At 73.6% G+C, this 22469-nt stretch carries 18 protein-coding genes and 1 tRNA gene; 12 read left to right on the top strand and 7 right to left on the bottom strand.

The window, feature by feature from the left end; genetic code table 11:
• Positions 1 to 12: 12 nt before the first annotated feature.
• Positions 13 to 1047 carry a FecCD family ABC transporter permease gene (locus tag ACN9MM_RS34450; RefSeq protein WP_426367666.1) on the top strand — a complete coding sequence of 345 codons (1035 nt, stop codon included), beginning with the start codon at positions 13 to 15 and terminating at the stop codon, positions 1045 to 1047.
• Entirely contained in the window at positions 1044 to 2138 is a 1095-nt protein-coding gene (locus ACN9MM_RS34445; protein ID WP_426367665.1) for a FecCD family ABC transporter permease, read from the top strand. Before ACN9MM_RS34450 ends, ACN9MM_RS34445 begins: the two co-directional genes overlap by 4 nt.
• Positions 2139 to 2180: 42 nt before the next feature.
• Here the strand turns inward: ACN9MM_RS34445 and ACN9MM_RS34440 are convergent, their stop codons facing one another.
• On the bottom strand, positions 2181 to 2753 hold the full coding sequence (locus tag ACN9MM_RS34440) for a histidine phosphatase family protein (protein WP_426367664.1): 573 nt from the start codon (positions 2751 to 2753) through the stop codon (positions 2181 to 2183).
• A 292-nt stretch (positions 2754 to 3045) separates the two neighbouring features.
• Here ACN9MM_RS34440 and ACN9MM_RS34435 point away from each other — a divergent pair, with 292 nt between their 5' ends.
• The 3 genes from ACN9MM_RS34435 (at position 3046) to ACN9MM_RS34425 (ending at position 4945) form a co-directional block, all read left to right on the top strand.
• On the top strand, positions 3046 to 3273 hold the full coding sequence (locus ACN9MM_RS34435) for a CbtB domain-containing protein (RefSeq protein WP_426367663.1): 228 nt from the start codon (positions 3046 to 3048) through the stop codon (positions 3271 to 3273).
• A gap of 15 nt (positions 3274 to 3288) precedes the next feature.
• On the top strand, positions 3289 to 4116 hold the full coding sequence (locus tag ACN9MM_RS34430; protein ID WP_426367662.1) for a CbtA family protein: 828 nt from the start codon (positions 3289 to 3291) through the stop codon (positions 4114 to 4116).
• Positions 4117 to 4768: 652 nt separating this feature from the next.
• Entirely contained in the window at positions 4769 to 4945 is a 177-nt protein-coding gene (locus tag ACN9MM_RS34425; RefSeq protein ID WP_426367661.1) for a hypothetical protein, read from the top strand.
• A gap of 138 nt (positions 4946 to 5083) precedes the next feature.
• On the opposite strand, the gene ACN9MM_RS34420 is transcribed toward ACN9MM_RS34425, so the two are convergent.
• Positions 5084 to 7390, bottom strand: a complete 2307-nt coding sequence (locus ACN9MM_RS34420) for a hypothetical protein (protein WP_426367660.1) — start codon at positions 7388 to 7390, stop codon at positions 5084 to 5086.
• A 3-nt stretch (positions 7391 to 7393) separates the two neighbouring features.
• A tRNA-Pro gene (locus tag ACN9MM_RS34415) sits at positions 7394 to 7465 on the bottom strand.
• Between the two features lie 259 nt (positions 7466 to 7724).
• Here ACN9MM_RS34415 and ACN9MM_RS34410 point away from each other — a divergent pair.
• Positions 7725 to 8750 (top strand): LacI family DNA-binding transcriptional regulator, encoded by a 1026-nt coding sequence (locus ACN9MM_RS34410; protein ID WP_426367659.1) that lies wholly within the window; start codon positions 7725 to 7727, stop codon positions 8748 to 8750.
• Positions 8751 to 8906: 156 nt separating this feature from the next.
• On the opposite strand, the gene ACN9MM_RS34405 is transcribed toward ACN9MM_RS34410, so the two are convergent.
• Positions 8907 to 11681, bottom strand: a complete 2775-nt coding sequence (locus ACN9MM_RS34405) for a glycosyl hydrolase (protein WP_426367658.1) — start codon at positions 11679 to 11681, stop codon at positions 8907 to 8909.
• Positions 11682 to 11964: 283 nt separating this feature from the next.
• Here ACN9MM_RS34405 and ACN9MM_RS34400 point away from each other — a divergent pair, with 283 nt between their 5' ends.
• From ACN9MM_RS34400 to ACN9MM_RS34385, 4 genes are all read left to right on the top strand, one after another.
• Positions 11965 to 13269, top strand: coding sequence for an ABC transporter substrate-binding protein (locus ACN9MM_RS34400; RefSeq protein ID WP_426367657.1), 1305 nt, complete (start codon positions 11965 to 11967; stop codon positions 13267 to 13269).
• A 106-nt stretch (positions 13270 to 13375) separates the two neighbouring features.
• Positions 13376 to 14338: a carbohydrate ABC transporter permease gene (locus tag ACN9MM_RS34395; protein ID WP_426367656.1), complete on the top strand. Its 963-nt coding sequence runs from the start codon at positions 13376 to 13378 to the stop codon at positions 14336 to 14338.
• On the top strand, positions 14335 to 15201 hold the full coding sequence (locus ACN9MM_RS34390) for a carbohydrate ABC transporter permease (RefSeq protein WP_426367655.1): 867 nt from the start codon (positions 14335 to 14337) through the stop codon (positions 15199 to 15201). Before ACN9MM_RS34395 ends, ACN9MM_RS34390 begins: the two co-directional genes overlap by 4 nt.
• A gap of 57 nt (positions 15202 to 15258) precedes the next feature.
• Positions 15259 to 16662, top strand: coding sequence for a GH1 family beta-glucosidase (locus tag ACN9MM_RS34385; protein WP_426367654.1), 1404 nt, complete (start codon positions 15259 to 15261; stop codon positions 16660 to 16662).
• Between the two features lie 13 nt (positions 16663 to 16675).
• On the opposite strand, the gene ACN9MM_RS34380 is transcribed toward ACN9MM_RS34385, so the two are convergent.
• Positions 16676 to 17392, bottom strand: coding sequence for a hypothetical protein (locus ACN9MM_RS34380; protein WP_426367653.1), 717 nt, complete (start codon positions 17390 to 17392; stop codon positions 16676 to 16678).
• Between the two features lie 132 nt (positions 17393 to 17524).
• Positions 17525 to 18943, bottom strand: a complete 1419-nt coding sequence (locus ACN9MM_RS34375) for a chondroitinase-B domain-containing protein (protein WP_426367652.1) — start codon at positions 18941 to 18943, stop codon at positions 17525 to 17527.
• A gap of 530 nt (positions 18944 to 19473) precedes the next feature.
• Here ACN9MM_RS34375 and ACN9MM_RS34370 point away from each other — a divergent pair.
• Positions 19474 to 20811 carry a hypothetical protein gene (locus ACN9MM_RS34370; protein WP_426367651.1) on the top strand — a complete coding sequence of 446 codons (1338 nt, stop codon included), beginning with the start codon at positions 19474 to 19476 and terminating at the stop codon, positions 20809 to 20811.
• A 92-nt stretch (positions 20812 to 20903) separates the two neighbouring features.
• Here the strand turns inward: ACN9MM_RS34370 and ACN9MM_RS34365 are convergent, their stop codons facing one another.
• Positions 20904 to 21602, bottom strand: coding sequence for a substrate-binding domain-containing protein (locus tag ACN9MM_RS34365; protein WP_426367650.1), 699 nt, complete (start codon positions 21600 to 21602; stop codon positions 20904 to 20906).
• Between the two features lie 75 nt (positions 21603 to 21677).
• Here ACN9MM_RS34365 and ACN9MM_RS34360 point away from each other — a divergent pair, with 75 nt between their 5' ends.
• On the top strand, positions 21678 to 22445 hold the full coding sequence (locus tag ACN9MM_RS34360) for an IclR family transcriptional regulator (RefSeq protein ID WP_426367649.1): 768 nt from the start codon (positions 21678 to 21680) through the stop codon (positions 22443 to 22445).
• The last annotated feature ends 24 nt before the right edge of the window (positions 22446 to 22469 follow it).

Below are 22469 nucleotides of genomic sequence, written 5' to 3'. Positions count from 1 at the left end.
CGGGTCCCCGGCGTGACCACTCTCTCCCGGATCGGCCAGGGCCCCGCCGTCGTACGGCGGGGCCCTGGCCGGCACCTCGCAGCCGCCGCCCTGTGCCTGCTCCTGCTCGCCCTCGCGGTCCTCGCCAGCGTCATGTTCGGCAGCAAGCCGACGTCCGCGGCCGACGTCCTCCGGGTCGTCACCGGTGCCGGCGACGACTACCTCAGGACCGTCGTCGAGAGCCGCTATCCCCGTACCGCGCTCGGCCTGCTCGCGGGTCTGTGCCTCGGTGTCGCCGGCACGCTGATGCAGGGCATCACCCGCAATCCGCTCGCCGAGCCGGGACTTCTCGGCATCAACGCGGGCGCGTCCGCCGCGATCGTCGCCGCGACCGCGTTCCTCGGCGCCTCCGGGCAGCGCGAGAACATCTGGTGGGCCCTCGTCGGCGCCCTGGCGACCGGGGTGATCGTCCACCTGATCGGCACGGCCGGCGGCGGCAGCGGACCGGTCCGCCTGGTGCTCGCCGGAGCGGTGCTCTCCGCCGTCCTCGCCGCGTTCATCCAGGCCGTCGCGCTGTCCCGGCCGCAGGTCTTCGACACGTACCGCTACTGGGTGGTGGGCGCGCTCGGCGGGCGCGGCTTCGACGCGTTCTGGGCGGTCCTGCCGTTCGCCGCCGTCGGCTTCGTCCTCGCCGTGCTCCTCGCGCCGGGGCTGAACGCCATGGCCATGGGCGACGACAAGGCCGCCTCGCTCGGCATCAGCCCCGCGCGCGTCAAGGGCGCCGGGCTCCTGGCCGCGACGCTGCTCAGCGCCGCCGCGACGGCCGCCGTCGGCCCCATCGCCTTCGTCGGGCTCGCCGTACCGCACCTCGTCCGGGCGCTGGTGGGCGCCGACTTCCGCCTCCAGATCCTCTTCACCTCGCTCGCGGGGCCCACGCTGCTGCTGTTCGCCGACGTCGTCGGCCGCGTGCTGCTCCGTCCGCAGGAACTCATGGTCGGTGTCGTCACCGCCTTCGTGGGCGCGCCCGCGCTGCTCTTCGCCGTCCGACGTATGAGGGGAGCGGCATGAAGACCGCCGAGCGGATCGACGACCCGGCCGTGACCCCGTCCCGGCCGCCCGTACGGCCCACGGGCCGGAGCCTCCTGAGGATCGGTCCGTGGGTCGCGGTCCCCGTCCGGCGCCCCACCCTGGTCGCCGCCGCGGTGACGCTGGTGCTGCTCCTCGGGGCGGCCGTGGCGACACTCTCCCTGGGCCGCCTCGGCATCGACCTGGCCGACCTCCCGTCGGCGCTCATGGGCGAGGCCACCGGCAAGAACGCCTTCGTCCTGAACCGGCTGCGCGGCCCCCGGCTCGTCGTCGCCATCGCCACCGGCGCGGCGTTCGGCCTGTCCGGGGCCCTCTTCCAGTCGGTCACCCGCAACCCGCTGGGCAGCCCGGACGTGATCGGGCTCGGGGCGGGTTCCGGGGCGGGTGCGGCGGCCGCCGCGCTGTTCTTCCCCGATGTCGTGCCGGTGCCCGTCGGCGCGCTGGTCGGCGCCGTGCTCGCCATGGCGGTCGTCTACCTCTCGACGGGGACCGGGTTCCGCAACCCGGGACGGCTGGTCGTGGCCGGCATCGGTGTGGCCGCCATGTCGACGGCCCTCACCCAGTACGTCGTCTACGCCGTCGAGCGGGACAAGGCCAGTGCGCTGACCGCGTACATCAACGGCAGCCTCTCCGCCCGCTCCTGGGACGACGCGACCACGATCTGGGTGGTGCTGCTCGTCTGCCTGCCGCTCGCGGCGCTCCTCGCACGGCCCCTGAGCATCGGTGAGATGGGCGACGACCTGTCGACCGGCCTGGGCGCCCGCCCGGCCCGCACGGCGACCGCGGCGGTCACGCTGTCGATCGTCCTGTCGGCCGGCGCGGTCAGCGTCGCCGGACCGATCGCGTTCATCTCCCTGACGGCACCGCAGATCGCCAAGCGGGTCACCCGCGGCGGCGGTCCGCACCTGGTCATGTCGACGCTGCTCGGCGCGCTGCTCCTGGTCCTCGCCGACCTGACCGCCCAGCAGCTGCCGCTCTTCGACAACCTGCCGGTCGGCCTGTACACGATGGCCGTCGGAGGGGCGTACCTCGGCTACCTCCTGCTGCGGGAGTGGAAGCGTCCGGCCGTCTGATCCAAGGGGGCCGGTGCGTAGGGGGGCCGCTGTGCGGTCCCCCTACGGCTGTCCCAGCGGCTCCCCCGCGCGCAGGTTCCAGCGGCCCGCGCGGCCGGTGAGGTGGACGGCGGTCAACGGGCGGACGTCCAGACGCCAGGCCATGGCGTCCGGTGCCGCGAGAGCGTGGACCGTCGCGGCGCGGATCACGTCCGGTTCGGCCACCGCGGTGACACGTCCCCCGTCGTCCCGGAGGGCGTCCATCCAGGCGCCGACCCGGACGCGCAGCTCCCGCAGGGACTCCCCGCCGTGCGGGGCCGCCGCCGGGTCCGAGAGCCAGGCGGCGACCGCCGCCTCCTCGGCGGCGGCGACGGCCTCCAGGGTCCGTCCCCGCCACCGGCCCATCGCGCAGCCCGCGAGCGCCTCCACCGGCTCCGCCGACAGCCCGAGGGCCTCCGCCGTGCGGCGGCAGCGCCGGGACGGCGAGACGTACGCGCGCGAGGAAGCGCCGACGGCGTGCGCGAGGGCCTCGGCGTGGGCGACGCCCGCCGCGTCGAGAGGGCCGTCGTCGTCGAACCGGACCTCGCGCAGCGCCTCGCTCGTCGCGGGCGGGATCAGCGTCAACCGGACTGTCATCGGGTTCCTTTGCGGCGGGTGGAGGAGGGGCGAGGCACGGCGGGACACTCACCGGGGGGCGTACGGACAGTGATGCACGCCTCACGCCCTTGGCGAGGGTCTCCGCGCGCGGTACCGTCAGGCGACATTTGAACAGCGTGACGACGGCGAGACGGAAGCCCGGTGAGAATCCGGCACGGTCGCGCCACTGTAAGCCGTGGCGTCCCCGAGCGTGACGCCACGGTGAGTCAGACCCGTGGACCGTCGTCCTGCACCACCGTCTGGGACGCGAGTTCCCACAGGAGGTTCCATCATGGCCGAGGCCGTCGTCTCCGCTGCCGCTTCCACCCCTTCCGTCGCCGTACCGGCTCCGCTGCCCGTCCGCGCGGTGCTGCCCTGGGCCTTCTTCGTCGGGCTGCTCGCGCTGATCGCGCTGTACTTCGTGGGTGCCGAGCAGGGCGCCACCTCCGTGTTCGCGGGCACCGACGTGCACGAGTGGGTGCACGACGGTCGCCACCTGCTCGGCTTCCCCTGCCACTGAGAGGCGAACCGCACCATGCACGCCTCAACTGTCAGATCCCTGCTGGTCCGCGGCATGCTCGCGGGCCTCATCGCCGGCCTGTTCGCCTTCGCCGTGGCCTACGCGGTGGGTGAGCCGCCCGTGAACGGCGCGATCGCCGTCGAGGAGGCCACCGCCGCCAAGGAGGCCCCGGCCGCCCACGGGGCGCACGCCGGCCACGGGGGCGGCGCGGCCGCCGCCGAGCCCGCAGCGGAAGAGGAGGAGATCAGCCGCTCCACCCAGTCGACCTTCGGGCTCGCCACCGGCGTCCTCGTGTACGGCGTGGCGCTCGGCGGCATCGCCTCGCTCGCCTTCTCCTTCGTGCTGGGCCGCGTCGGCCGGTTCAGCCCCCGGGCGACGGCGGCGCTGACCGCGGCCGCCGCGTTCACCACGGTCTATCTGGTGCCGTTCCTCAAGTACCCGGCGACCCCTCCGGCCGTCGGCAATCCGGACACCATCGGGCAGCGCACCACCCTGTTCTTCCTGATGATCCTGCTGAGCGTGCTCCTCGGGATCGGCGCCGTGATCGCCGGGCGCCGGCTCGCGCCGCGCCTGGGGAACTGGAACGCGACCCTGGCGGCCGGCGCCGGGTTCGTGGTCGTCACGGCGGTCGCGTTCGCCGTCCTGCCGGACAACACCGACGCCGTCGCGGCGGGCTTCCCCGCCGCCCTCCTCTGGGAGTTCAGGCTCGCCTCCCTGGCGATCCAGCTGGTGCTGTGGGCGGTGTTCGGGATCGTCTTCGGCGTCCTCGCGCAGAAGGCGCTGGCGGCCCGCACGGCCGCCTCCGACACGGAGGCCCGGCTCACGGCCCCCGTCGCCGGCTGACCTCCGGGACGATCCGACGCCGCCCCGCCCACCCCCCGGTGGGCGGGGCGGCGTCGTCCCGCCGAAGGTGCCGAGCCACTGGTGAAGGCCGCCCTCCGGCACGGCCCGTCCGGACTCCATCGCCCCGGCCGCGCCGCAGCCGATCAGCAGGCGCAGCCAGGCACCGCCGTCGGTGGCCCCCTCGGGGAAGACGTCGAGGAGGCCGGCCGCGATCGCGTCCGTGGGCGGATGGGCCGTCAGGATCGGCTCGGCCGCCGCGAGGAGGGCGTCCGGGACGGACTTCTTCCGGGTGACCGACAGGATCGTGCCCACGGTCCCGGCGACCTCCGCGTCCCCGAGTCCGGCCTTCTTCGCGGAGGCCCGTACCCGGCGGACGAGATCCGCCGGAAGGTCGGCGGGCGAGGCGGCCCAGGCCGTGAGGAACGCCTCCAGGGCGGTGTGCGCGGCGGCGGGCTCCAGCGTCTCGGCGAGGAACCGCTGATGCGCGCCGAACTCCTTGGCGGGCATGGCACCGCCCTGGGCGAACAGCAGCCCGTTGGCCCGGCGGTAGGAGGGATCGACGGGCAGACCGTGCTGGGCCTCGGCCGCCCGCGCCGCCCCGTAGGCCCGCCCGCCCGGCCTGCTCCCGTACCCGATCAGCCGGTGGCCCACGGTGTCCCAGAACCACGGCAGATGCGACGGCGGCAGCTGCCGCGCCCGCCGTGCCATGGCGTCGACGAAGGCGCCCGGCTTCGTCCAGGACCGGCTGAGCTCGGCCCCCATGTCCTGGACCAGCGCGGGCGCGGCGTCGACGGCACCCGGGTCGTGCGCGGCGACCCAGTCGGCGTAGGTGGTCGACACGTGCCTTCCGGCGGTGGGCAGCAGGGCATCCAGCGAGACGATCACTCCTGTGATCGTCGCACGCACCGCTGACACCACCCACGGGACCGGGCGTCCGTCACCCGTCAAGGGCGGCGCGGGGGTCGCGTCACCGTCGGGTGACGGCCCTCGGGTCCGCGCTCAGCCAGTGGCCCGAGGTGGCCCAGCCGGTCAGGCGCCGGGCCCGTCCGCCGTCGGCCGTGCCGTCGGCGCCGAACGAACCCCCTTCCTCCACGAGGCGCAGTCCCGCCAGGGCCGGTGCCAGCCGGGCGGCCACGTGGAAGGGGTGACGGGCGGTCTCCTCCCGCATCCGCGCCAGCACCCCGGCCGCCGCCGCGTCGTCGCACATCGACAGGTGGAAGAGCATCTGCCGCCAGGCGTACGCCGCGTCCTTGATCGTGGCCAGCGGGCGCGGCTCGTGGTGCACGCGGGCCGTCAGGCGGCACACGGTGATGAAGCAGCGGCGCGCCAGGTCCGCCCAGCCGGACGCGGGGACGATGCCGACGCGGTGGACGAGGGAGGCGAGATTGTGCGTGGTGAGGATCTGCGCCTGCTCGATCACCGTGCCGTTGGCCGCCACGCCGTACGAGGAGGGCCCACCGGCCCGCTCGTGGCACAGGGCCGCGAATCCGGAAGCCGTCCGGGCGCCCGCGCGCCTCGACGCGTTCCCGGCGAGGGCGAGGACCGCCTCGTAGTCGATGCCGTAGTACCGCTCGTACAGTGTTCCGCCGCCGAGGAGTTCGGCGGCCACCGTCGCGGCCGACTGGAACTTCGGGCTGAAGGTGCCCATGAAGATGTCGGCGGCCAGCTCCTCGACGAGCGGGGCGTCCAGGCCCGCCCGGCCTGCGAGCACCGCGAGTTCACGCACGAGGGGGTTGGGCAGCAGGGTGCCGGGGAAGCCGTCCACGGCCACCTCGCCGAGCTGCCGCAGCGCCGCGTGCGCGGAGCCCTCGGTGCGCGCGCCCTCGCCGCGCCGTGCCGACACCGCGCGGACCCAGGGGAGTTCCCCGGGCCCGACCTGTCGTGCCAGGTCGAGCAGCAGCAGCGAGCGGCGCCCGCGGAACGCCCGGTAGTTCGCGGCCATGAGCGCGCGCAGGGACCCGTCCTCGTACACCGCCGCGGTCTCGACGGCGACGAGCTGGGGAACCAGCTCGGCCATCACCTCGGCGGACGGGACCACCCCGAGTTCCACGAGCGTGGCGAGCGGCGCGCTCCGCGCCCCCTCCACCACACGGCGGATCGCGGGCGGTACGGCCGTGCCGGCGGGCAGGCCCGAGCGCCGGCGCTCCGCCTCGGTCACCGGGGCGACGAGCGGGGTGACGTCGGCGGCACCAGCGTCCTGCGGGAGGCCGGAGAGGCGCTCGGCCACGAGGTGCGCCAGGGCCTGGTGGGAGGGCAGCGCGGCCTGGGCCGCCTGGGTGTCGCGCAGGGCGGTGTGCCGCTCCGATCCGGGCAGCCCCCGCTTGCGGACCATGGACGCGACGGCGTGCCGCAGCAGTCCGGTCCGCCGCGCGTCGAGGGGGCGTCCGGCCGTGGTCTCCTCCAGTGCTCCGCGCAGGATCCCCACGTTGCCCTTGGGGTCGCGGTGTCCACCGCACCGGGTGTGCTCGCGGGCCAGGCTCCCGTACCGGTCGAGGAGCGCGGCCCCGCGCGCGTGCCACCCGGCGTCCGGATCGCGGCCGAGCACGCGGTGTTCGGGGTCGGCCGTCTCCAGCCAGTGCCGGAGCAGATCGTCCGCGAAGGGCGTCCACACGGCGAGCGCCTCGCGCTGGGCCTCCACGGCGCCGTTCGACCGGCGGCGTGCCAGCGCGGCTCCGGCGTCCGCGACGGTACGGCGGTGCACGGAGCCGGTGTCCGGTGCCGGGGCACCCGAGGGGCGCGGGGTGAAGCGGAGCCGTCCCGCGAACGGGCGCAGCTCGGAGACGAGTTCGAGGGCGGCCTCGGCTTCGCCCGCGCGCACCAGCCAGGCCACCGTCAGCAGCGCGGCCTCCTCGGGGACGACGATCTCGTAGCGGGCGGAGTCCAGCAGCGCCCACAGCTCCGTGAGCCCTTCCTCTGTGAGGGAGCGGGCGAAGAGCGCCGCCCTGTCCTCCGGCAGGCCCGCTCTCCGAGCGGCCTCGGTCTCGTACGGCAGCAGGGGGCCGCCCGCGATCGGCGCGCCGGTGGCGAAGCCGCCGCGCAGCACTTCGGGCGTGACCCAGGCGGGCAGGCCCTCCACGGGGGTGCGCGAGCCGATGCGCAGCGTGCCGTCGGTCATTCCGGCGAGCACGCGGCGCCAGCCTCGGACCCGTTCCTCGGCACGGGCCCTGGTGGCCGGGTCGGCGTCGGTGAGCGCGGTGACGAAGGCCCTGGCGAGGTGGTCCTCGGCGTAGGAACCGGACATCTTCGGCGGCTGCTTGTCAGCGTGGGCGTCCATAAGCCGACGTGGCGGGTTCCGCCCCCGCGCCCTCCGGGTCCCGAGCCCGGTGCTCTGCTGCTGAGCTACACGTCGTGTGGAACGGACGGTAGTCACCGGGCCGGGACCCGGGCAACGGGGTTTCGTCGCCGCCGGCGCGGGCGCCGTCCGGGCCTGGACGGCCCCGTCCAGGCGGAAGCCGTCCAGGCCCGGACGGGCGCGGACGTCTTCGCATTGGGAGCGCTCTCAACCAGTGGGGGTTACAGATATCCTGGTCCGCGCAGGACCGCACAGCACCCATCGGACACGCACACCGCACACCCCGTCCAGCCGACGCAGCCGAGGAGCGCACGCCTTGCCCGAGCAGACCACGGGGTCCCGCCCCACGCTGGAAGCCGTCGCCGCACGCGCCGGGGTGTCGCGCGCCACGGCCTCCCGGGTCGTCAACGGGGGCGCGGGCGTGCGCGCCCCGCTGGTGGAGAAGGTGCTCAGGGCCGTCGAGGAGCTGGGTTACGTGCCGAACCACGCGGCCCGCACCCTGGTCACCCGGCGCAACGGTGCCGTGGCCGTGATCATCGCGGAGCCCGAGTTCCGGATCTTCTCGGACCCGTTCTTCGAGCAGCAGGTGCGCGGGATCAGCCGGGAGCTGACCGCTCACGACTCCCAGTTGGTGCTCCTGTGGGTGGAGGGTCCCGGAGACCACGAGCGGATCTCGCGCTATCTCGGGGGCGGGCACGTCGACGGCGCGCTGGCGTTCTCGCTGCACAACGACGACGCGCTGCCGACCGTGATCGAGCGGGCCCGGATCCCGGTGGTCTTCGGCGGGCGGCCCGCCCCCGGCATCGATCCCGCCGTGCCCTTCGTCGACTGCGACAACCGCGGTGGCGCCCGCGAGGCGGTACGGCACCTGGTGGGTCTCGGGCGGAGGAGCGTCGCGCACATCTCCGGCCCCGCCGACCAGACGTCCGCGATCGACCGGATCCACGGCTACCGTGACGTCCTCCTGGACGCCGATCCCGCGCTGCTGTGCCGGGGCGACTTCACCGAGGAGAGCGGGGCCCGCGCGATGGCGGAGCTGCTCGACCGGCGGCCGGACGTGGACGGGGTGTTCGTCGCCAACGACCTGATGGCGTCGGGGGCGTTGCGGACCCTGCGGGAGCGCGGGGTGCGGGTGCCGGAGGACGTGGCGGTCGTCGGCTTCGACGACATGGCCTCGGTGGTCGACAGGACGGTCCCCGCGCTGACGACCGTGCACCAGGACATCGAGGGCATGGGACGGCTGATGGTCAAGCTGCTGATGCGGCTGCTCGACGGGACCGGCCCCGAGATCCCGGGGTCCGTCATCACCCCGACCTCGCTCGTCCGCCGCGCCTCCGCCTGAGGGAACGCGTCGCGGCCGGGCGCCCCGCGCCCGGTCCGGCCGCCGCGGGCGGCGGCGGCGGGCGGCGGGCGGCGGCGGCAACGGGCGGCGACGGCGGGCGGCGACGGGCCCCGGGATCGCCCCCGGGGCCCGCCGCCGTCCCGCGCCGCGGAGGGGTCAGTCGTACGGGATGACGAGGACGGACCGGTCCGTGCCCGTCTGGAGCCGGGAGTCGGCGTTCCCGATGGCGCTCCAGACCTCCAGGCGGACCGTGCCGCCGCGCAGGTCCCCGAGCGTGCCGGTGGCGGACTTCAGGCCGCGCGCCTGGGCGTACTCCTCCCAGCCGGTGACCGGGTCCGTCGCGAAGTACTGGTAGGTCTCCGTGCGGTCGAAGGTGCCGTCACCGGTCAGGTCGTAGCTGACGCGGGCCTGCTGGCCCAGGCCGACCGCCGTGCCCGCGTCCACCTGGAGGCGGAAGGCGGTCGAACCTCCGCTCCTGAGCGTGCCGTTGACGTTCCTCGCCACGTAGACGAGCGGCTGCGTCGGGGTGCCGTCGTGGTTGGCTCCCCCGGCGGAGGCGAGGGTGTCGCTGCCCGCCGTGGCTCCGCCGGCCGTGGTGAGCGTGCCGCCGGTGCGGAGCTGGAAGGTGTTGCCGGTGGAGGGCCCGGGGCCGGGGTCCGGGTCGGTGCCGCCCGTGCCGGTGCCGGTCGCCGTGGAACGGGCCGGTACGGAGAGGGACTTGCCGTCGGAGAAGGTGACCGTGCGAGCGGTCGTGCCGTGGTTGTGGGCCACGTACGTGCGGGTGGTGCCCTTCAGGAAGACGGCCGAGGTGGGGAGGGAGCCGGTGACCGTGGCGTCGGGCGCGCCGAGGGTGTCGAGCGCCGTGAGCCAGTGGTAGGTGTGGGCCTTGGACTCCCCCGCCTCCGGGGTGTAGCCGGCGTTGCCCGCGTCCCACTTCGCCTTGGCGGCGCCGGGGTCGGCCAGGGACTGGAACTCCCAGAGGATGTCGCGCCATTCGACGGCGGGTCCGCCGTTCTCGCGTTCCATCTCGGCGATGTTGCGCCGGACGGCGTCCTTGTGTCCGCCGAGCTGGAGCGAACCGCCGGTCACGGGCAGGACGTTGATGCCGTGGATCTCCTCCGGGTTGGCGGTCCACCAGGTGGAGTAGGCGGCGCCGCTGCCCCACACCATGCCGGCGGTGTCGTGCTGGAAGGAGGCGGGGAAGACCTGCTGGTCGGCGTCGAACCAGTACTGGGCGATGGCCTCGCCCTCGGTCGTCAGGAGGTAGGTGCCGAGGTCGCGGAGCTGGGTGTCGCCGGTGGCCGAGCCCCAGAGGACGAGGGCGGCGCTGAGGTTGGTGGACTCCGAGGAGGACTCCTGGTTGTTGCCGGCGGCGAAGCCCTGGTGGCCGCTGGCCCAGCTGTGTCCGGCGTAGACGTCGAAGCCGCGCAGGAAGGGGAAGGCGCCGTCGGTGCGGCTGGGGTTGGCGGTGTCGCGGACCAGGGTCCTGACCATGGAGCCCCACGCGGAGTCGGCGGCCCAGGCCGGGTCGTACTGGGCGACGATCGCCGCCGCGTACACGTAGTAGCCGTAGTGGAAGTGGTGGTCGTTGAGTTCGGTGTCGCTGCCGTAGGAGGCGGGGTACCCGGTGAGGGTCTTCCAGGCCTGGTCGTACGAGAACTCGTTGGCGCCGCCCGCCGTGAACCAGTCCTGGAGGCGGCCCTTGATCAGACCGAGCAGCTTGTCGCGGATCGCGCCCTCGCCGATCTGGTCGGCGAGCGGGACCAGTTGGGCGAGCCTGCCGAGCGCCTTGCCCGTCCAGTACGTGTCGACCGCCCCCGAGAACGGGTCGGTGGAGTTCGCCACCTCGTTCAGGTGGCCGCGGAGCCGGGCGGCGTCCACACCGGCGCCGGGGAGCGCCGGAAGCGTGGCGGCGGCCCGCTGCGAGGTCGTGAAGGAGGCGGACTCGCGGACCTTCATGGTGCCGCGCGGCGAGACGTACGTGTACGGGGTGAGCGGGTCGGTGGTGTGCAGCCACTGGTGGCGGTAGAGCGCCTGGAGGGTGCCGCGTTCGGTGCCCTCCTTCGCCTCGGTGGTGAGGGTGTAGGTGGCGCGGACGCTCCCCGCGTCGTAGCTCCAGTTCACGGTGGACCCGGTGACGAAGCTGTACGCGTACTTCCGGTAGGTGGCGAGGGCGTCGGTGGAGGGCAGCACGGCGACGGAGAAGTAGTCCTTGCCGCCGAGGCCGGCGGTGACGGTCGTGCCGGAGACGTTCCAGTCGGTGCCGGTGGGTGCGAAGAGGGCGTAGTGGTGGCCCGCGACGGTGATGCCGAGGACGTTGCCCTGGTCGGCGAAGACGGTGGGCGTCCCGGCGGTGGTGATCCGGGCGTCGCCGCCGGTGCCCTTGGCGTACACGAAGGGCAGGCCGTGCCCGATGGTGGTGCGCAGGGTGCGGGCGCCGTCGGACCAGTAGGGGGTGACGGTCCAGTCCGACCAGGCGTCGGCCTTCGCGTCGGGCGAGTTGAGGCCGGTGAGGCCGAGGGTGAGGTCGCGCTTGTGGGCGAACTCGTACTGGCGCCCGTCGCCGACGACGGCGGGGCTCGTCGGGTAGCCGATCTCCAGGCCGCCGGCGACGGCCTGGTAGGTGAGCGGGTGGCCGTACATGGGGGTGGAGTACGGGTTGTCCCCGTACCGCTGGAAGGCCAGGGAGGACCACCAGTCGTTGGTGGGGACCGGCTTGCCCTGGGCGGCGGGGGTGACCTTGGGGGTGACCGGGGTGCCGGTGTTGGTGGTGGGTCCCGACGTGCCGGCGGGGCGTGTGTCGGAGTAGCTTCCGGCGCCCATGGGGACGGTGGCGGCGGCCGCGGGACCGGCGGCGGGGCCGAGTCCCAGGGCGGCGAGGGCGGAGACCAGGACCACTGCTGCGGCCGGCCTGGTGCGGGGGGCTGGCATGAAGGAGCACCTCGTGTCGTCGTCGCGACGGATGGGGGGCGTGCACGGGGAGCGGTGCGAGAGCGCCGCGGGAACAGCGTGAGAGCGCTCTCAGAACGTCGGAAACGTAAAACCCGCGAAACGACTGTGTCAATGGATTGAACACAAGAGGGAGTTGAGCTCACCTCCCGTCCGATACGCCTTCGAGCCTTGACGGATACCCCTCCCCCCGGGCACGCTCCCCCCGCAGGCTTGAGAGCGCTCTCAGTCGCTCTCGCTCGTTCCGGAGCCAAGGAGGCTTCCCATGCCCATCGCCCGAGCCGCCAGAAGAACCGCCGTCCGACTGGGGGCGGTCGTACTCACCGGGGCACTCCTGGCCGCCTGCGGAAGTTCGACGGACGGCGCGTCCGGGGACGGTGCCGGGGGCGAGGTCACGGTCACCGTGGACCTCTTCGGCTCCTTCGGATACAAGGAGGCCGGGCTGTACGCGGAGTACGAGAAGCTCCACCCCGGCGTCACGATCAAGCAGACCGACACCGAGGACGAGGCCGACTACTGGAAGTCCCTCCAGACCCGGCTCGCCGGCGGCGGGGGCCTCGCCGACGTCCAGGGCATCGAGGTCGGCCGCATCGCCTCCGTCACCCAGCAGCAGGCCGAACGGTTCGAGGACCTCAGGAAGTACGGGGCGGACACGCTCAAGGACCAGTTCGCCCCGGCCAAGTGGGCCGCCGCCACCGGAAAGGGCGGCGAGGTCCTCGGCCTCGGCACGGACGTCGGCCCGGAGGCCCTGTGCTACCGCACGGACCTGTTCCGGAAGGCCGGACTGCCGACCGACCGCGAGGAACTGGCGAAGAAGTGGGCCACCTGGGACGGCTACCTGGAGCTGGGGAAGCAGTACAAGGCGAAGGCCCCCGGAAAGAGCGCGTGGATCGACAGCGTCGGCAGCCTGTACTCGATCATGATCGGACAGGAGAAGGAGCGGTACTACGACGCCTCCGGAAAGCTGATCTGGGAGGACAACCCCGCCCTGCGCACCGCCTGGGACCACGCCGTCGAGGCCGCCCAGGGCGGCCTGAGCGCCAAGCTGGACCAGTGGTCCCCGCAGTGGAACCAGGCCTTCGCCGCCGGCTCCTTCGCCACCATCCCCTGCCCCGCCTGGATGCTCGGCTACATCAAGGGCCAGGCCGGTGAGACCGGCAAGGGCAAGTGGGACGTCGCCCCGCTCCCCGGCGGCGCCGGCAACTGGGGCGGCTCCTACCTGGCCGTGCCCAGGGCCGCGCAGCACAAGAAGGAGGCGTACGAGCTGATCAAGTGGCTCACCGCGCCCGAGCAGCAGACCCGGCTCTTCGAGAAGCAGGGCAACTTCCCCTCCGCCACGGGTGCGATCGAGAAGGTCGCCGGCGCGAAGGACGCGTACTTCTCCGGCGCCCCGATCGGGAAGATCTTCGGCGACGCGGCGAAGGCTGCGCCGGTCCAGGTCCTCGGCGTGCACGACCAGAACATCGCCCAGCAGATCACCAACGCGCTGAGCGAGGTGGAGCGCAAGGGCACCTCGCCCGAGAAGGCCTGGTCGAACGCGAGGAAGGGCGTCGAGAACACCATCGGCTGACGTGAGCCGCCGGGTGGGGCTCCGCCACGCGGAGCCCCACCCGGCCCGCCGCCCCTCCCCGTCCCGTCCCCTCCCCCGCTCCGCACCCTCACCGAAGGGCCGCATCGTGACCCTCACCGCACCTCAGGCGCCGGCCCCGCCGCGTGTCGTCCCGCCGCCCCGGCCGGGGGCCGCGCGGCGGGCCTGGCGGACGGCATCGCCGTACGCCTATCTCGCCCCGTTCTTCACCCTGTTCGCCGCGTTCGGTCTCTTCCCGCTGCTCTACACGGCGTTCGTCTCGCTCTACCGCGTGGAGCTCCAGACCCCCGGCGACATGGAGTGGCGCGGCCTCGGCAACTACACCGCGCTCCTCGGCGACGAGTACTTCTGGGTCGCACTGCGCAACACCTTCACCATCGGCGTCCTGTCCACCGTGCCGCAGCTGGTGATGGCCCTCGGCCTCGCGCACCTGCTGAACTACCGGATGCGCGGCCGCACGTTCCTGCGGACGGCGGTCCTGCTGCCGTACGCGACCTCGGTCGCCGCCGCCACCCTCGTCTTCGCGCAGCTCTTCGGCCGGGACTTCGGGCTGATCAACTACGCGCTCGGTCTCGTCGGCGTCGACCCCGTCGACTGGCAGAACGGCACCGTCGCCTCGCAGATCGCGGTGTCCACGGTCGTCATCTGGCGCTGGACCGGCTACAACGCGCTGATCTACCTGGCCGGCATGCAGTCCATCCCCGACGAGCTGTACGAGGCGGCCGCCATGGACGGGGCCTCGCGGTGGCGCCAGTTCTTCCACGTCACCCTGCCGGGGCTGCGGCCCACGATCCTCTTCACCGTCATCGTCTCCACGATCGGCGCGACGCAGCTGTTCGGCGAGCCGCTGCTCCTCGAAGGGTCGATCTCGGGCGGCATCTCGCACCAGTACCAGACCCTCGGCCTCTACATGTACGAGCAGGGCTGGGGCTTCTTCCACCTGGGGCGGGCCGCGGCCATCGCCTGGGTCATGTTCCTGCTCATCGTGGTGCTCGTCGGGCTCAACGCCCTGATCGCGCGCCGCCGTTCACGCAAGGAGGCCGACCGATGACCGCGCTCGTCCGCCCGGCACGCCGCGGGCCCGCGCGGGCGGGCCGCACCCTGCACGCCGGACCGCTCGCCTACGCCGTCCTGGTCGTCGCCGTACTGGTCTCCGCGTTCCCGTTCTACTGGACGATCGTCGCCGCCAGCCGGTCCAACGCCGACCTGGCGAAGGTGCCGCCGGCCCTGCTGCCGGGACCGCACCTGATGCGCAACTTCGAGGCCGTCCTCGAAGAGGCCGACATCGGCAAGGCCGTGCTCAACTCGCTGCTCGTCTCCGGGTCGATCACCCTCGGCACCGTCCTGTGCTGCACGCTCGCCGGTTTCGCCTTCGCGAAGCTCCGCTTCCGGGGCCGGGGCGCGCTGCTCGCGGTCACCGTGGGCACCATGATGATCCCGCCGCAGCTGGGGGTGATCCCGCTGTTCATGCTGATCGCCGAGCTCGGCTGGGTGAACCAGCTCCAGTCGGTGATCCTGCCGGGCCTGGTGTCGGCGTTCGGGGTGTTCTTCATGCGGCAGTACCTGGTGCAGTCGCTGCCCGACGAGCTGATCGAGGCGGCCCGGGTCGACGGGGCGTCCACCGCCAGGATCTTCTGGTCGATCGTGGTGCCGATCGCCCGGCCCGGCATGGCCGTGCTCGGTCTGCTGACCTTCATGGCCGCGTGGAACGACTTCTTCTGGCCCGTCGTCGCGCTCTCCTCCTCCGAGCCCACCGTCCAGGTCGCGCTGCGCCAGCTCGGCGGCGGCTACGTCCACGACCAGTCCGTGATCATGGCGGGCACCCTCCTGGGCACGCTGCCGGTGCTGCTCGTCTTCGGCCTGCTCGGCCGGCAGATCGTCGGCGGCATCATGCAGGGCGCGGTCAAGGGCTGACGCCCGGCCCCGTCTTCCTCCTCCTCTCTCCTTCTCACTCCAGGGAGTTGCCTTCCCATGACCGCGCTCGACGCCCACTCCGGCCTCACGACCGCCCTGCGCTTCCCCGAGGGCTTCCGCTGGGGCACGGCCACGGCCGCGTACCAGATCGAGGGGGCAGCCGCCGAGGACGGCCGCACCCCCTCCATCTGGGACACCTTCAGCCGTACGCCCGGCAAGGTGCGCAACGGCGACACCGGTGACATCGCCGCCGACCACTACCACCGGGTCGACGAGGACGTCGCCCTGATGCGGCGGCTCGGGGTGACCGACTACCGCTTCTCGGTGGCCTGGCCGCGGGTCCAGCCCACCGGGCGCGGCCCGGCCGTCCGCAAGGGCCTGGACTTCTACCGGCGGCTCGCCGACACGCTCCTGGAGGCCGGGATCCGGCCGGTGGTGACGCTCTACCACTGGGACCTTCCGCAGGAGCTGGAGGACGCGGGGGGCTGGCCGCACCGGGAGACCGCGTACCGCTTCGCCGAGTACGCGGGGATCACGGCGGACGCCCTCGGTGACCGGGTCGCCACCTGGACCACGCTCAACGAGCCGTGGTGCGCGGCCTTCCTCGGCTACGGCAACGGGGTGCACGCGCCGGGCCGGACCAGCGACCTCGCCGCGCTGCGCGCCGCGCACCACCTGAACCTGGCGCACGGCCTCGCGGCGCGGGCGCTGCGAGGTGCGCTGCCCGGTTCGGCGGAGGTGTCGCTCACCCTCAACCTGCATGCCGTACGGGCGCGTTCGCAGGCCCCGGAGGACCTGGACGCGGCGCGCCGGATCGACGCGGTCGGCAACCGGATCTTCCTCGACCCGGTGTTCCACGGCCGGCTCCCGGAGGACCTGGTCCGCGACACGGCGTCGGTCACGGACTGGTCGTTCGTCCGGGACGGGGACCTGGCGACGACGGCCGCGCCGATCGACTCCCTCGGCATCAACTACTACTCGCCGGCGGTCGTCGCGGCGGGCGCCTCGGAGTCGCCCTCGCCGTGGGCGGGGGCCGAGCGGCACGTACGGTTCGAGCCGGCGCCCGGGCCCCGGACGGCCATGGACTGGCCGGTGGACGCGGACGGACTGCACGAGCTCCTGGTGCGGCTTCGGGACGAGCTGCCGGGCGTCCCCCTGGTGATCACCGAGAACGGCGCGGCGTACGACGACTACGCGGACCCGTCGGGGAACGTGAAGGACCCGGAGCGGGTGGCGTACCTCCACGCGCACCTGGCGGCGGTGCACCGGGCGCTCGCGGACGGCGCCGACGTGCGCGGGTACTTCCTGTGGTCGCTGCTGGACAACTTCGAGTGGGCGTACGGCTACAGCAAGCGGTTCGGCATCGTCCACGTGGACTTCGCGACGCAGCGAAGGACCCTGAAGGACAGCGCCCTGTGGTACGCGGAGGTCATCGCCCGGGGCGGTCTCGGGGAGGCCTGAGACCGCCCGGACCCTACGACTTCAGGGCGCCGGCGACGAAGTCCTGGGTGAGCCGGGCGGCCGACGCGACCGGGATGTACTGGTCGTCGAAGGGGAAGAAGTCCAGGACTCCCACGGCCCCGTAGTCCGCCCAGAAGCAGGTCGTCATGGGGAAGGTGTCGGCGACGTTCTGCCGGCACTTCACGACGAGGGCGGCGCTGGTGACGGTCTCCGCCTCGCCGGTGGGGTTGCGCCCGTAGTCCTTCGCCTGGTTCATGGAGGCGTCGAAGACGCGGTCCAGGGAGGCGGCGGGGTCCGGCACGTTCGCGTAGAGGCGGGTCCTCGCGGTGAAGGTGGGCGCGGAGGCCGACATGGTGCCCTTGCGGAGGACCGTGCGGGGGCTGCCGAAGCAGGACACCTCGGCGGCGCCGTCCTGGCCGTCGCCCTCGATCTCCTTCAGCCCGTCGTCGCCGGTGACGGACATGTCGAGGTCGCTGCCGAAGTGGAAGCCGCCGTCGCCCTCGTCGCAGACGAGGCCTTCCATGGCCGGCACGGCGACGGTGGTGTGGCGGGTGCCGGGGTCGGCGGCGAGCTTCCCCGCCGTCGCCCCGGTCCCGGGGTGGCCGGTGGCGGGCGTCGCGCCGGCCGGCCCGCCCGCGGGCCGTTCGCCGTCCGCCGGTCCGGCGGAACCGCAGCCCGCCACCGCCGACGCCAGTACGACCGCGGCGACGACCGTCCCCCACCTGTTCACGTGCGCGCTCCCCCGACAAGTCACCGAGTCGATCAAGGTCCTGGTGATCATACGGGTGCCCCGGGAAGCGGCGTCCCAGCCCCCGGAGGCCCCGACGGGAACGGATACGTGCCGACGGCCACGCCCTGAGGGTCAGGACGCGTTCGGGCCCACGTCCGTGGGGGTGAGCGGGCGGCGGACCGGGGCCAGGGTGGAGTACTCGTCGGCGCCGATGTCGCGGCTGGTGCCGCGGACGTGGCCGTCGATGTCCTCCGGGACCTGCGTCGTGGTGAGGGTCGCGGCGCCGATCGCGGGGCTGCCCGCCGCGAGCCGGTACACGCCGTCCGTGGACGGCGTCAGGCGGGGGTCGACGCGGGTGTAGCCGGCGTTGGGGAGGGTGCCGTCGGAGGCCGCGCCCCAGAGGATGTTGCCCTGCCAGACGAAGCCGGTGTTGGCGCCCATGGCGACGAGGCTGCCGCTGTCCCCGACGATGAGGTTGTCGGCGACGACCACGTCCCGCGGCTCGTAGGCGCGGGTCTCGCCGGAGATCGAACTCTTGTTGGCACGCAGGGTGTTGTGGACGATCACCGCGCGGTCGCAGGCGTCGTTGCCGCGCCGCTCCTCGGTGCTCTCGCCCGCGTGGTGGTCGCGCGTGGTGCCGCTGCCGATCACGAGGGCCCGGCCGGTCAGGCCGGCGAGGTGGTTGTTGACGACGAGGTGGTCGTTTCCGTAGAGGCGGATGCCCTCCTTGCCGCCGAGGAGCCAGTTGCCGTCGACGGTGGTGCCGTTGCCGTGGCGCAGCACGATGCCGCCCTGGCTGTCGCGGATCGTGTTGTAGCGGATCGTGTTGCCGGAGGACTTCACCGAGATGGCCTCGGGGTCTCCGTCGCACCGCTCGAACAGGTTGTACTCGACGATCGCGTCGGCGACGGACAGCGCCCGGCTGCTGACGCCGAGCCGGATCGACTCGCCGCCGTTGGTCCCCGTGTAGGCGTGGCCGGAGAAGTGGTTCTTGAGGACCTGGAGGCGCTGGGCGACGGCGGTCGTGCCGGGCCCGTCGACGACGAGGAAGATGCCCTGGGTGGTCCGGTCGTGGAAGTGGTTCCGGTCGACCTTGGCGTCGTCGCCCTCGACGAGGACCCAGTCGAGGCCGTCCACGTCCGCGAACCGGATGTCGTTGCGGGTCAGCCGGATGCCCGTGCTGCCGGCCGGGATCTCCAGCGTGCCGCTCTGCCGGAGCGCGAAGCCGCTGATGGTGACCGCGCTCGCGCCGTCGAGGACGAAGCTGCGCTCGCCGCGCAGGACGGCGCCGCCCCGGGTCTGCGAGACGATCGTGATGCCGCTGCGTCCCGAGACGTCGATGGCGCCGCCCGAAGGCACGGTGTAGGTGCCGTCGGCGACGACGATCCGGTCGCCGGGGACCGCGCGGTCGATCGCGCTCTGCAGCGCGCTCAGCGAGGTGACCGGGGCCGGTTCGGCCGCGGCGGCGCCGGTGGCGAGCAGGGTGTCGAGCGGGACGGCGGCGGCCGCCGCGCCCAGCAGCGAGCCCTTGAGGAAGGTACGTCGTCGCATGATGCCTCCTGGAGAAGGGGTGTCGTCGTTCTGTGTCCTGTGCCCAGGAAGCCGGGCCGACGGGACGACGAGGGGGCCCCGACCCGCCGGGGCCCGGTGCGGGCCCCCACGGCCCGCACCGGGTCCCGACCGGTCGGGGCCGGTTCCGGAAGCCGCCTCCCGGCGGCCTCGGCCCGTCCTGCCCGGTGCAGCCCCACGACGGCACCCGTCAGGACGGCGGCCGCCTCGGCGCCCGCCTCGGTCCCGCTCGTTCCGGTCTGTTCCTCGGAACGCGTCGGCGGACCCGCCGGTGGGTTGGTCGCCCCGCCCCGGCCTGCCGACACGCCCCACCCTGCCCGGTGCCGCTCACGTCTCGCTCACGTTCCGCTAACGCCCGTCGACGGAAGGGACCGGCTCGATCGGCTCCCGGTCCTCCCTCCGATCGGTTTGACAGATCGTCACACGGTGACGGGAGTACGGATCGGGTACTGAGGTACCCTCTCGCCCTTCGGAGCACGTACCCGATTCTTCAGTGAAGCGAGCGATCACAGATGACCGAGCTGAGCCGGATATACGTGGACGCGTGCCTGCGCGGGGACGGCGGACTGGCGACCGCCGTCGCGCGGGCCGAGCTGCCCCCGGCCTTCGAGGCGGCCTGGCGCCGGCACCTGCTCCCCCGGCCCTGGTTCGTCCCCGCCCCGGAGACGGCCGCGTTCGCGCGGGACCTGGAGGGTCTGCTCGGCCTCCTCCTGTCCCTGCCGGAGCGGCTCTTCGGCGGGGACGTCGAGCGGTACGCGGCGGAGATCGGGATCGAACCGCCGCTCGTGGCGCTGCTGCGCCGGGCCGGTACGGGCGTCCCGGCCAGGCTGGGCCGTGCCGACGCGTACCACGACGGCACCGCGTTCAAGCTGCTGGAGTTCAACCTCGGCAGCGAGATCGGCGGCCTCGACATGGACGTCTTCGATCAGGCGCTGCTCCGGGTCCCCGAGTTCGCCGGCTTCGCGCGCGAGCACGGACTCGGCCACGTGGACATCGCCGCGCGGATGGCCGCCGTCCTGCGCGACCGGGCCCGCCCCGCGCTGTCCGGCGCGGCGGAGCCGGTGATCGGGCTCATCGAGGGGCGCGGCGGTGTCGGCCCGTACGGACGGCTGATGCGCGCCACCCAGGAGGCGATGGCGGAGCACGGCCTCGACCTGCGGATCGGTGAGATCGGCGACGTACGCGCGCGTGCCGACGGAAAACTCACCCTGGACGGCACCCCGCTCGATCTGGTGCTGCGGAACTTCGCGGCGAGCCAGCTGCTCGACGACCCGGCGGGCCCGGAGGTGGCGGAGCCGTTCTTCCGCGCCCACGAAGCGGGCAGGACCGTCCTGTTCACGTCCCTGGAGAGCGGCCTCTACGCGCACAAGAGCGCCCTCGCCCTCCTCTCCGACCCACGGGGGCACGACGCCTTCGACGCCGGCGAACGGGCCCTGGTCGAGCGGGTCCTGCCGTGGAGCCGCACGCTGCGCGCCTCCGGCCCCGCCGAGCTGCTCGACCTCTGCCGGGAGCGGCGGGAGCGGCTCATCCTCAAGCCCGGGGCCGGATACGGCGGTCTGGACACGTTCGTGGGCTGGGAGTGCACCGACGCCGACTGGGCGAAGGCCCTGGACCTCGCGGTCGAGCGCGGCGGCTACGTCGCGCAGGAGCGGGTCGTGCCGCGGCCCGAGCCCGTGTACGACCCCGCGACCGGGACCGTGGACGACTGGGTCGCGGCGCTGGGGTTCTTCCTCACCGACGAGGGTTACGCGGGCGCGCACGCCCGGGTCAACCGCGCCGACGGCGGCGCGATCGTGGGCATGAGCAGCAACCCGGACACCCGCATGACCGGGGTGTTCACCCATCCCTGAGGGTGGGCGCGTCTCCTCGTTCCTCTCGTTCCTCCAGGCGCCGAGGCCGGCAAGGGCGGGGGGCGAGACGGCTGCGGCGCGCGGCAGAAGGATCACGGGCCCCCGACGGCCCGCATGCCCCCGGCACGGGCGGCCTTCGATGCCTCGTCGGAACCGAGGAGGTCGAGGACCTCGCGGGCACGGGCGGGCCGGGAGGAGACGGCCAGTACGCCTCCGCTGAACGTCGAGGTGATCGCGGTGTCGCCCGGCAGGGGGCCTGCGACGACGACGCCCGGCAGGTCCATCAGCTCGCTGTGCTGCTGGAAGGCCAGGTCCGCCCGCGACGAGGACAGCAGGCTGCCGGCGGGCACGCCCGGTGGCGCCTGGACGAGCCGGTCCCCCAGGACCTCGGCGAGGTCCAGCCGGGCGATCAGATCGACGAGGGCCGTGCCACTGGGGCCCGTGGAATAGGCGATCCGCCTCGCCGACAGCAGGGCGGCCCGCACGTCGGACTCCGAGCGCAGCGGCGGGACCGGCGTTCCCTCCGGCACGGCGGCGACGACCTCGGACACCCACAGGGGGCGCACCGTGTCGCCGAGGACGTACCCCTCCCCGGCCAGCGCGGCCAGCGCCCCGTCGGCCAGCACGAGCACGTCGGACTCCGCGCCCTCACGCACCCGCCTCGCGACCTCGACGCCGCCCGCGGATTCGAAGCGCACCGCCGGCCCATGGGCGAGCCGCAGGTGTGCGGTGACCTCGGCGAGCACGAGCCGCGTCGCCATTGAGGACAGCCCAGAGATCTCCCGGTCCATGTCTCCTCCTTGGTTTCCGACAGATGGTAAGGGAGCGCGAAGGGTGCCTCCACGCGGGTCTGCGAGACTGACCGGGTGAGCACAACCCAGAACACAGCGGCTGGAAAGGTCCTTCTGATCCTGTCGGCCTTCGACCGCGAACACCCGTCGCAGACCCTGTCCGACATCGCCCAGCGAACGGGGCTGGCTCTCAGCACCGCCCACCGCGTGGTGGCGGAGCTGGCGGCGTGGGGGGCTCTGGAGCGTGCGGAGGACGGGTCGTGGCACGTCGGGTTGAGGCTCTGGGAGATCGCCTCCGGATGCCCCCGTACGCAGATCCTGCGTGACGTGGCCCTCCCGTTCATGCAGGACCTCTACGAGGTGACGCACGAGAACATCCAGCTCGCCGTGCGGGAGGGCACCGAGCTCGTGTTCGTCGAGCGGATCGCCGGGCACCGGTCGGTACAGCTGCTGACGATGGTCGGGAGCCGGTTCCCCGTCGGCTCCACCGGAATGGGCCGGGTGTTGCTGGCGCACGCGCCGCGGGACATCCAGGAGGAGGTTCTCGCATCGCCCCTGCGGGCCTGGACCCCGCACACCGTCACCGACCCGAAGACACTGCGCGCGCAGCTGGACCGCATCCGCCGCGAGCAGGTCTTCGTCAGTGACCGTCAGCTCTCGGAGGACACGGCGGCGGTGGCCGCGCCGGTACGGATCGGCCGGACCGGGCCCGTGAGCGCGGCTCTGGGGATCGTCGTGGCGGCCCGCAGCGCGAGCCGCGCGCGGGGGCTGCGCGAACCCCTGCTCAGGGCCGCGTACGGAATCTCCGACGAGCTCGGCCGGCGAGCCCGCACGGCGCCCTGACCTCCGAGGCGCTTCCGCCTGACG

This window comes from Streptomyces sp. E-08, from assembly GCF_049913095.1.
In the GTDB taxonomy this organism is placed as follows: domain Bacteria; phylum Actinomycetota; class Actinomycetes; order Streptomycetales; family Streptomycetaceae; genus Streptomyces.
Note: the sequence above shows the minus strand (reverse complement) of the source record. Positions and strands in the feature narration are given on the sequence as shown.

Coding starts and splice junctions, on each gene's coding strand:
- ACN9MM_RS34385 (WP_426367654.1), top strand. CDS start 15,259: ATGACCGCGCTCGACGCCCACTCCGGCCTCACGACCGCCCTGCGCTTC.
- ACN9MM_RS34430 (WP_426367662.1), top strand. CDS start 3,289: ATGCACGCCTCAACTGTCAGATCCCTGCTGGTCCGCGGCATGCTCGCG.
- ACN9MM_RS34390 (WP_426367655.1), top strand. CDS start 14,335: ATGACCGCGCTCGTCCGCCCGGCACGCCGCGGGCCCGCGCGGGCGGGC.
- ACN9MM_RS34420 (WP_426367660.1), bottom strand. CDS start 7,390: ATGGACGCCCACGCTGACAAGCAGCCGCCGAAGATGTCCGGTTCCTAC.
- ACN9MM_RS34375 (WP_426367652.1), bottom strand. CDS start 18,943: ATGCGACGACGTACCTTCCTCAAGGGCTCGCTGCTGGGCGCGGCGGCC.
- ACN9MM_RS34440 (WP_426367664.1), bottom strand. CDS start 2,753: ATGACAGTCCGGTTGACGCTGATCCCGCCCGCGACGAGCGAGGCGCTG.
- ACN9MM_RS34400 (WP_426367657.1), top strand. CDS start 11,965: ATGCCCATCGCCCGAGCCGCCAGAAGAACCGCCGTCCGACTGGGGGCG.
- ACN9MM_RS34445 (WP_426367665.1), top strand. CDS start 1,044: ATGAAGACCGCCGAGCGGATCGACGACCCGGCCGTGACCCCGTCCCGG.
- ACN9MM_RS34435 (WP_426367663.1), top strand. CDS start 3,046: ATGGCCGAGGCCGTCGTCTCCGCTGCCGCTTCCACCCCTTCCGTCGCC.
- ACN9MM_RS34405 (WP_426367658.1), bottom strand. CDS start 11,681: ATGCCAGCCCCCCGCACCAGGCCGGCCGCAGCAGTGGTCCTGGTCTCC.
- ACN9MM_RS34365 (WP_426367650.1), bottom strand. CDS start 21,602: ATGGACCGGGAGATCTCTGGGCTGTCCTCAATGGCGACGCGGCTCGTG.
- ACN9MM_RS34370 (WP_426367651.1), top strand. CDS start 19,474: ATGACCGAGCTGAGCCGGATATACGTGGACGCGTGCCTGCGCGGGGAC.